The following is an 8,664-nucleotide window of genomic DNA, read 5'->3' on the forward strand; positions in this document are numbered from 1 at the left end:
GCCGCTGGCCACGCCGCCGACGCCGACCAGCGGCAGCCGGCCGGCCAGCAGCTTCGCCATCCGCCGCAGCACCGCGGTCGACGGCACCATCAGCGCCCGACCGCTCAGGCCGCCGGGTTCGGTGGCCAGGTCCGGCGGCAGGCCGGCGGGGCGGGCGATGGTGGTGTTGGACACGATCAGCCCGTCGATGCCGGCGGCCAGCACCACCTCGGCCACGTCCTCCAGATCCTCCGGCGACAGGTCCGGGGCGATCTTGACCAGCAGCGGCGGCCGCGCCGTGCCGTCGTCCCGCGCCGCGGTGGCGGCGGCCAGCAGCCGCTGCAGCGGCTCCCGGCTCTGCATCGCCCGCAAACCCGGGGTGTTGGGCGATGAGATGTTGACGACGAGATAGTCGGCCAGCCGGGCGAAGGCGCGGATGCCGGCGGCGTAGTCGGAGTCCGGATCCAGGCTGTCCTTGTTGCGGCCGACATTGACGCCGACCAGCCCGGGCGCGGCAGAGCCGTTGATGCGCCGGGCCTCCAACCGCGCCGCGGCGGCGGCATGGCCGCGGTTGTTGAAGCCGTAGCGGTTGATCAGTGCCTGCTGCTGCGGCAGCCGGAAGGCGCGGGGCCGCGGATTGCCCGGCTGGGCCCGGGGCGTGACGCTGCCGATCTCGACGAAGCCGAAGCCCAGCCGCAGCATCGGGTCCACCACCTCGGCATCCTTGTCGAAGCCGGCGGCAAGGCCGATCGGGTTGGCGAAGGACCGGCCCCACAGCGTCACCGCCAGGATCGGGTCGTCAGGGTCGGCCGCCACGGGGCCGAGGCCGAGCCGCAGCGCCGTCAGGGTGGCGCGGTGCGCCGCCTCCGGCGGCAGCGCCTTCAGCACCGGCGCGGCGAGCGAGAACAGCAGGCTCACGGGTGCGGCGGAGAGACTTGCGGCGGGAAGACGTGGCGGCCATCGACCAGCGGCAGCGGCGCGACCCCGCGCACCGCCGCCAGCGGCAGCTCGGCATAGAGATGCGGGAACAGCGCGCCGCCGCGCGACGGCTCCCAACGCAGCGCGTCGCCCAGCGCCGCCGCATCCACCATCACCAGCACCAGGCCGGCCTGGCCGGCGAAATGGCGGTCGGCGGTCTCTTGCGCCTGTTCAGCGGTCGAGAAGTGGATGAAGCCGTCCTGGTGGTCGACGGCCGAGCCGCGATAGACGCCGGCGGCCTCGGCCGCAGCCCAGTCCGCCGCGCTGCTGATCTTGTAGATGGTATCGCTCATGGCGGGCGACCCTAAGGAGGCAGCATGGCCCCGTCAATCACGGGCATGGGTGCTGGCAGGGGCGATGATAGGACGATGCTCCGGTGGCCGGAATGGACCGCGGCCGGCGCCGGGCGACGGAAGCTGAGCGTTGCAGAATGCAAACCGTATGCGGCTGCACGTCGCAAATTGCGAAAGCCGGGAGCGCTTCGCAAACTGCGTTGGAATGAAGATTTTGCAAAAGCCACAAAAAGTGGAATTTTCACCAAAATATACCGTTTTGTAAGGTTGCGGCCTCTGGCATGGGCCGTCCGCCGGCTGCGGCGCGAGTTGGCACGGCGATTGCACTACCCAAAAGTATTAACCTTGGGAGGTGCCCCAAAATGGGCGACATTGCGATGACGAATAATCTGTCGGTGGTCGAACTGAAGACCCCGATGTCTTATGCCCTCGACATGGTTGCGGCGATGGGCGACCCCGGCATTACCACGGTCCCGACCAAGCCCACCGCCGGCATGCTGGCGGCCGGGGCCCGGGCGGGCGGCGTCACGGTCGAAGTGGCGTGGCGCGTGTTCCAGTCGATGGTCAACGCCGCCGACTGACGATCAAAGGCGGCTCTTCCGATACGATCCCGCCTCCGGCTGCAAGGCCGGCGGCGGGGCCGTCTGCCGGCACAAGGGGCGATGCGGAAGCCCCGGTCGGCAGCAGGATGGTGATGCGGGTCCCCAGTTCGGGTTCGCTGTCGATCATCAGCATGCCGCCATGGCTTTCGACCAGGGCCTTGGCCAACGGCAGGCCGAGACCGGATCCCTCACGCGGCCGGCGCGACAGCCGTCGTGCCTGGCGGAACGGCTCTAGCGCCAGCGCGATCTCCTGCGCGTTCATGCCGATGCCGGTGTCGGCCACGATGATGCGCACCGACCGCGCCACCGCCACGGCATGCACCGTGACGCGGCCGCCATCGGGCGTGAATTTCACCGCATTGGTCAGCAGGTTGATCAGGATCTGCTGCAGCCGCAGCGGGTCGGCGTCCAGCGCCGGCAGGCCCGCCTCGACATGCTGCTCGATGATGATGCCGTGCGTCTCGGCTCGTTGCGCCACCAGGCTGACGGCGTTGCGGATGTCGCTCGCCAGATCCACGGGTTCGATCTGCAGGTCCAGGCGCCCGGATTCGACGCGCGATAGGTCCAGCACGTCGTTCACCAGCGCCAGCAGGTGCTGGCCCGACCGGTGAATGTCGTCGGCATAGCCGCGATACTTCTCCGGCAGCGGGCCGAGATGGGCATCGCGGATCAGTTCGGAGAAGCCGAGGATCGCGTTCAGCGGCGTGCGCAGCTCGTGGCTCATATGCGCCAGGAAGGTGGTCTTGGCCTGGTCCGCCGCCTCGATCGTCTGCATCGCCTCGCGCATCCGCTGCTCGGCCACCCGCTCGGCGGTGATGTCGAGATGGACGACCACGGCGCCGACAGCCCGGCCTTCGACGATCGGCGCGGCCAGCAGGCGGATGGTCCGCTCCGCTGCCCCGCTGCCCAGCGCGTATTCCACCGGCGCCGCCGGCTGGATGCCCTGCACCGCCCCGGCCAGGTGCACCCGCACCGCCGCCCGGGCCTCCGGGCCGGCGCCGGTCCCGGTCGCCGCGGCATCGCACAGCGCAAAATAGTCCTCGCCCGGGCGGGACCCGCCGCCCACGAAGCGGTCGCGCTCGCCCGGCCATTGCCACAGCGGATTCGCGGTCAGGATGATGCCGCGCTCATCGATCAGGGCCAGCGGCGTCGGCAGCGCGTTCAGCGTGGCGGCATAGCGTTCGCCCAGGATGGCCAATTGTCGATGGGCCTGCAGCTCCATGATCCGCCGGTCCAGCCGGGTGGCGATCAGGGCCAGGGCGAACACCACCACATCGGCGCCGGCGATCAGCCCGGCCAGCACGCCCGGCGGCACCGGGGTGCCGGCCGCCGCCATATCCGCCAGCGCGGTGGGATCGGGCAGGAAATGCGCGGCGGCCAGGCCGGCGAAATGCAGCCCGGCAATCGCCACGCCCATCATGATGGCGGCCAGCACCCGGCGCATGCGCCGGATGTCGGACAGGGCCAGATGTAACGCCACGGTGGCGGCCACTACCGCGATCAGGACCGACAGCCCCAGGAAGGTCGGGTCGTAGGCGATGCGCCCCGGCGCCACGATCGCCGCCATGCCGACATAGTGCATGCCGGCGATGCCCAGCCCCATGGACAGCCCGCTGGCGAGCAGCGGCAGCGTTGCCGCACCGCTCTCCGGCGGTGGGCTGCTGCCAGGCCGGCTGACGCTGGGCCTGCGCCCGCCCTGCACCTTGCCGCCAAGGGTCGCCACGGTGAAGCCCGCGCCGGTCGCCAGCACCGCGATCAGCAGTGACAGCAGGGTCAGCCGCAGGTCATAGGCGAAATCGACCGGCAGGCGCAGCGCCAGCATGCCGATGAAATGCATCGACCAGATGCCGCCGCCCATCGCCACCGCGCCGCCGGCCAGCCAGGCCAGCCGCGCTTCGCCGCGGGCGATGCGGATACGCTTGCCCAGGTCGAACGCGACATAGGAGGCGAGGATGCCGACCAGAATGGCCAGGGCGACCAGCCATGGCGCCTGGCCCGGCAGAAGAGAATGGGAAAGACTATCGCCGGTGAAATCCATCGCCGTTCCGGTGGGGCGCGCTTGCGGCCGGAAAACCCCAGCCCAGCAGCATATCGGCGAGTGTATCCCCGGCACCGCGGCGTGGCTATGGCCGGCCGCTTCCCGTGGTTCCGAAGCGGGCGGCCTATCCCGCCTTCAGCGTCTTGTCCCCGGCCCTGCGCCGGCGGATGACGGGTGGGGCGTCGGCCCCGGGGCCGGTCGGCCGGGCCGGCGCCGCGGCGGGCCGGGCGACCTGCGTTCGCACCTGGTCGGCGAAGTCCAGCGTCACCGCCAGGCCGGGATGGTTGTCCGACAGAGTCACAGTCACCTCGTGCAGCTGCGCCACCGCCGACACCAGGCTGAGGCCCAGGCCGCTGCCCGGCGTCATCCGGCTGGCGTCGAGGCGGAAGAAGCGCTGGAACACCTTCTCCCGCACCCCTTCCGGAATGCCGGGGCCGGTGTCGCGCACGATGCCGACCGGGCCGGCCGGACCCGGCACCAGCGAGACCGTGATCTCCGTCCCGACAGGGGTGTGGCGGATGGTGTTCTCGACCAAATTGGCCAGCATCTGGGTCAGCAGCTGCCGGTCGCCACGGATCTGGAGCCCCGGGGTCACGGTGCCGGACAGCCGGTGATGTGCGTCGTCGGCCACCGGGGCGTAGGTGTCGACGATGGTCTCGAACACGCCCGACAGGTCGACCGGGGCGAAGCCCTCCCGCCGCGCCCCGGCCTCGATCTGGGCGATGCGCAGCAGGGCGGCGAAGACGCCGAGGATGCCGTCGATATCGGCCACCGCGCGGTCGACCGCGGCGTCGTAGTCGGCGGAGGAGGCGGCCTTGAGCCGCGCCAGCTCCAGCCGCTGGCGCATATGCGACAGGGGCGTGCGCAGGTCGTGCGCGATGTCGCTGGAGACCTGGTGCAGCCCCTGCATCAGCTGTTGGATGCGGTCCAGCATGGCGTTCAGGCTGTCCGCCAGCCGGTCGAACTCGTCGGCCTTGCCATGGCTCGGCACCCGTTCCTCGAGATGGCCATCCATGATGTGGCGGGTGGCGGTGTTGACCGCCTCCACCCGCCGCAGGAAGCGGGCGCTCAGCACCAGCCCGCCGGCCAGGGCCAGCAGCACGGTCGCCGCCGCCCCGGCCAGGAAGAAGCGGGTGATGCCTTCCTGCAATTCGTCCAGGTCGTGGGTGTCGCGGCCGACGAACAGGTGCAGCCCCGGGGCCAGCTCCACGTCCAGGCCGTGGATCGACCGGTCGCCATCGCCGCCCTGGGCACCGACGGTGCCGCCATTCTGGTCCAGCGGCAGGTCGCTCCAGCCCTCCGCCGAGGCCGGCACCGGCTGCAGGTTGCCGGCCAGCATGGTGCCGCGGTCGTCCTGCAGCACGTAGTAGAAATAGTCGGGCTCGATGTCGGCGACGCGGTCGTTGATCGCCTTGACGATCTGCGGCGTGCCCTGGCCGGCCACGGCATCGCGGATCGCCTTCATCTCGGTGCAGATCGACAGGTCGATCTGGTGGTCCGAATAACGCGTCATCGCGACATAGACGATGCTGGAGACGGCGATGATCGACACGCTGAACAGCGCGGCAAAACCGGCCGCCAGTCGAAACGTAGCCGTGCGGACCAGTCTACCCAGGATCACGGAGACAATACCCCACGCCGCGGACGGTATCGAGCAAGGGCGCGTCGAAGCCACGGTCGATCTTGCTGCGCAGACGGCTGATATGGGTCTCGACAACCGTGGTCTGCGGTTCGAAATGGAATTCCCACACATGCTCCAGCAGCATGGTGCGGGTGACGATCTGGCCGGAATGCCGCATCAGATATTCCAGCAGCTTGAACTCGCGCGGCTGCAGGTCGATCGACTGGCCGGCGCGGGTGGCGGTGCGCTTCAGCAGGTCGACCTCGAGGTCGGCGACCTTCAGCGCGGTCTCGACCGCGGCGGCGCCGGCGCGGCGGGCCAGGGCATCGATCCGGGCCAGCAGCTCGGCCAGGGCGAAGGGCTTGACCAGATAGTCGTCGCCGCCGGCGTTCAGCCCCTCCACCCGGTCGCTGACGCCGCCCAGCGTGGTCAGGAACAGGATCGGCACGGTGTCGTCGTCCGCGCGTAGCCGGCGGGCCACGGTGACGCCGTCGATATCCGGCAGCATGCGGTCGATGATCAGCAGGCCGTGGCCGCCATCCGAGGCGCGCGACAGCCCGTCGGCACCGGTGACGCTGTGATCCACCGCATGGCCGGCCTGGCGCAGCGCGCTGATGACGTGCTGCGCCGTCTCGACATCGTCTTCGATCAGGAGGATCTGCATCTGTGGCTGGAGCTCTCGGACATCGGATCGCATGCGTGACGGATCGGACCACGCCGGAGAACAGCCTGCGCATCGGCCCCGCCGGCCCCCCATAACGGTGGCGTGGGCGGATGACCCAGTCGAGAGAATATTTTGAAGACGGGCAACGGAGTACTTACCTTTTCGTAATGCGGCCCCCCGCCATTCGGGCGGTCGAATCGGGGATACAGTCCCGGTACATCGGGGATACACGAGGGATACATGCCGGTCGGCGGCGGAGGCATATCGTGAACGACAAGGATTTGCGGATCTTCGAAGCGGTGGCGCGTGCCGGTGGCGTCGGCCGGGCGGCGGCGGAACTGAACACCGTGCAGTCGAATGTCACGGCCAGGCTGCGACAGTTGGAGGACGAACTCGGCGTCACCCTGTTCGACCGGCACAGCCGCGGCGTGACCTTGACCGCGGCCGGCCGGCGCCTGCAGCCCTTCGCGGTGCAGATCGCCGACCTGATCCGCCAGGCCAAGCGGGCGGCGCAGGATGACGGCACGCCGCGCGGGCCGCTGTCGATCGGCAGCATGGAGACGACGGCGGGGCTGCGCCTGCCGGAGGTGCTGACCGCCTATACCGAGGCTTATCCGGATGTCGACCTGTCGCTGACCACGGGCACGACGCCCTGGCTGACCCGGGCGGTGATCGCGCGCGAGCTGGATGGCGCCTTCGTCGCCGGCCCGGTCGACCACCCGGAGCTGGCGGCGGAGAAGGTGTTCACCGAGGAGATGGCGATCATCACCGCGCCGTCGGTCCAGGGGCTCGACGAGCTCGGCGCCATGGCCGGGCTGAAGATCATCGCCTTCCGGTCCGACTGCGCCTACCGCCAGCGGCTGGAAAGCGTCCTGGCAGCGCAGGGCATCGTCAAGGTGAAGGTGATCGAGATCGGCACGCTCGACGGCATCATCGGCTGCGTCGCCGCCGGCATGGGCATCTCGCTGCTGCCGAAGGGCGTGGTCACGCAGGCGCTGCGCGACCGCCGGATCCGGGCCTTCCGCCCGCCGGCCTGGACTGAGCGGGTCGACACCGTCTTCGTCAGGCGCGCCGATGCGCACCCGTCCAGCGCCCTGGCCGCCTTCCTGCAGATCGCCCGGCCGTCGCCGGTGGCGCTGGTTCAGGGGCATCGCTGAGTGTGATGGCTTTCATCTGAACCAATCATTGGCGCCGAAGGGCTGGTGCGCTTAGCTTCGAGGGCATGCGCACCGCCCGCCATGACCGTCGCCCCGTCGACCGGGGCCATTCCCACCCCTCGCAGCCCGCCGGATCGGCCTGGCGCTTCGCCACGGCGGGGCTGTGCGCCACCCTGGTCGGGCTTGGCCTGGCGCGCTTCGCCTACACGCCGCTGATCCCGGCGCTGATCGCGGCCGAATGGTTCAGCCCGTCCGACGTGATCTATCTCGGCGCCGCCAACCTGGCCGGCTATCTTGCCGGCGCCCTGGTGGCGCGGCCGCTGGCATCCCGCACCGGCGCGGTGCCGGCGCTGCGCGGGACCATGATCCTGGCGACGCTGTCCTGCCTGGCCTGCGCCGCGCCGGTCGCCTTCGCCTGGTTCTTCACCTGGCGGTTCCTGGCCGGGCTCAGCGGCGGCGTCATCATGGTGCTCGCCGCCTCGACCGTGCTGCCGCACACGGCACCGGGCCGGCGTGGGCTGGTCGGCGGCCTGATCTTCGCCGGCGTTGGCCTCGGCGTCGCCGCCTCCGGCACGCTGGTGCCGCTGCTGCTGCTTCAGGGCCTGCGGGAAAGCTGGTTCGGCCTGGCGGCGCTGTCCGGGCTGCTGACCGTGATCGCCTGGGCCAACTGGCCGAAGGAGGCCGCGCCCGCTGCCCGGCCGGCGCAGGACGCCGGCCATCATACCAAGCGGTCCCTCGCCATTCCGGCGCTGATGCTGCAATACGGCCTCAACGCCGTGGCGCTGGTGCCGCACATGGTGTTTGTCGTCGATTTCGTCGCCCGCGGCCTGGGCCAGGGCATCGCCGCCGGATCGCAATACTGGGTGCTGTATGGGCTGGGCGCGGTGGTCGGGCCGCTCTTGACCGGGCATCTGGCGGACCGGGCAGGCTTCGGCCCGGCGCTGCGCGTCTCGTTCCTGATCGAAGCGGTCGCGGCGGCACTGCCGGCCTTCACCACGGCGCCGGCGGCACTGATCGTGTCCTGCGTCATCATCGGCGGCTTCACCCCCGGCATCGTGCCGCTGGTCCTCGGCCGCATCCATGAGCTGATCCCGCATGGGGCCGAGGCGCAGCGGGCCGCCTGGGGGCGGGCGACCACCAGCTTCGCCCTGTTCCAGGCCGCGGCCGCCTACGGCCTGTCCTTCCTGTTCCAGCGCAGCGGCGGCGACTACCGCATCCTGTTCATGATCGGCGGCGCCGCCGTGACCCTCGCCTTGGCGATCGACCTCGTCCTGGCGGTCACCATCAAGCCCAAGGCTTCCAAGGCTTCCGGAGCATCATCATGACCCAGGC

8 protein-coding genes are annotated in these 8,664 nt (G+C 70.5%); 3 read left to right on the forward strand and 5 right to left on the reverse strand.

The features are described 5' to 3' along the window. Positions 1 to 897: quinone-dependent dihydroorotate dehydrogenase (locus tag AC3XYG_RS09145; protein ID WP_489139509.1), on the reverse strand; the 897-nt coding region annotated here is incomplete at its 3' end. Next, positions 894 to 1,250, reverse strand: a complete 357-nt coding sequence (locus tag AC3XYG_RS09150) for a DUF952 domain-containing protein (RefSeq protein WP_489139510.1) — start codon at positions 1,248 to 1,250, stop codon at positions 894 to 896. The genes AC3XYG_RS09150 and AC3XYG_RS09145, both read right to left, overlap by 4 nt. 377 nt (positions 1,251 to 1,627) lie before the next feature. On the opposite strand from AC3XYG_RS09150, the gene AC3XYG_RS09155 reads away from it, so the two are divergent. Continuing rightward, positions 1,628 to 1,831 carry a hypothetical protein gene (locus AC3XYG_RS09155; protein ID WP_489139511.1) on the forward strand — a complete coding sequence of 68 codons (204 nt, stop codon included), beginning with the start codon at positions 1,628 to 1,630 and terminating at the stop codon, positions 1,829 to 1,831. On the opposite strand, the gene AC3XYG_RS09160 is transcribed toward AC3XYG_RS09155, so the two are convergent. The 3 genes from AC3XYG_RS09160 to AC3XYG_RS09170 form a co-directional block, all read right to left on the reverse strand. After that, a complete protein-coding gene (locus AC3XYG_RS09160) occupies positions 1,815 to 3,890 on the reverse strand; it encodes a sensor histidine kinase (protein ID WP_489139512.1) in 2,076 nt (691 codons plus the stop codon). The two genes, AC3XYG_RS09155 and AC3XYG_RS09160, sit on opposite strands and share 17 nt — an antisense overlap. Before the next feature lie 124 nt (positions 3,891 to 4,014). Then, positions 4,015 to 5,511 carry a sensor histidine kinase gene (locus AC3XYG_RS09165; protein ID WP_489139513.1) on the reverse strand — a complete coding sequence of 499 codons (1,497 nt, stop codon included), beginning with the start codon at positions 5,509 to 5,511 and terminating at the stop codon, positions 4,015 to 4,017. Further along, positions 5,498 to 6,175, reverse strand: a complete 678-nt coding sequence (locus AC3XYG_RS09170) for a winged helix-turn-helix domain-containing protein (RefSeq protein ID WP_489139514.1) — start codon at positions 6,173 to 6,175, stop codon at positions 5,498 to 5,500. Before AC3XYG_RS09170 ends, AC3XYG_RS09165 begins: the two co-directional genes overlap by 14 nt. A gap of 266 nt (positions 6,176 to 6,441) precedes the next feature. Between AC3XYG_RS09170 and AC3XYG_RS09175 the strand changes: the two genes are divergently transcribed. Both AC3XYG_RS09175 and AC3XYG_RS09180 read left to right on the forward strand, forming a co-directional pair. Further along, positions 6,442 to 7,332: a LysR family transcriptional regulator gene (locus AC3XYG_RS09175; protein ID WP_489139515.1), complete on the forward strand. Its 891-nt coding sequence runs from the start codon at positions 6,442 to 6,444 to the stop codon at positions 7,330 to 7,332. A 65-nt stretch (positions 7,333 to 7,397) separates the two neighbouring features. Next, positions 7,398 to 8,657 carry a YbfB/YjiJ family MFS transporter gene (locus tag AC3XYG_RS09180; RefSeq protein WP_489139516.1) on the forward strand — a complete coding sequence of 420 codons (1,260 nt, stop codon included), beginning with the start codon at positions 7,398 to 7,400 and terminating at the stop codon, positions 8,655 to 8,657. Positions 8,658 to 8,664: the final 7 nt, after the last annotated feature.

The sequence above is a fragment of the Inquilinus sp. genome (assembly GCF_057815775.1).

What these genes read in the sequence shown, in the direction of transcription:
- AC3XYG_RS09160 (WP_489139512.1), bottom strand. Translation starts at nt 3,890, where the DNA reads ATGGATTTCACCGGCGATAGTCTTTCCCATTCTCTTCTGCCGGGCCAG.
- AC3XYG_RS09155 (WP_489139511.1), top strand. Translation starts at nt 1,628, where the DNA reads ATGACGAATAATCTGTCGGTGGTCGAACTGAAGACCCCGATGTCTTAT.
- AC3XYG_RS09170 (WP_489139514.1), bottom strand. Translation starts at nt 6,175, where the DNA reads ATGCAGATCCTCCTGATCGAAGACGATGTCGAGACGGCGCAGCACGTC.
- AC3XYG_RS09150 (WP_489139510.1), bottom strand. Translation starts at nt 1,250, where the DNA reads ATGAGCGATACCATCTACAAGATCAGCAGCGCGGCGGACTGGGCTGCG.
- AC3XYG_RS09180 (WP_489139516.1), top strand. Translation starts at nt 7,398, where the DNA reads ATGCGCACCGCCCGCCATGACCGTCGCCCCGTCGACCGGGGCCATTCC.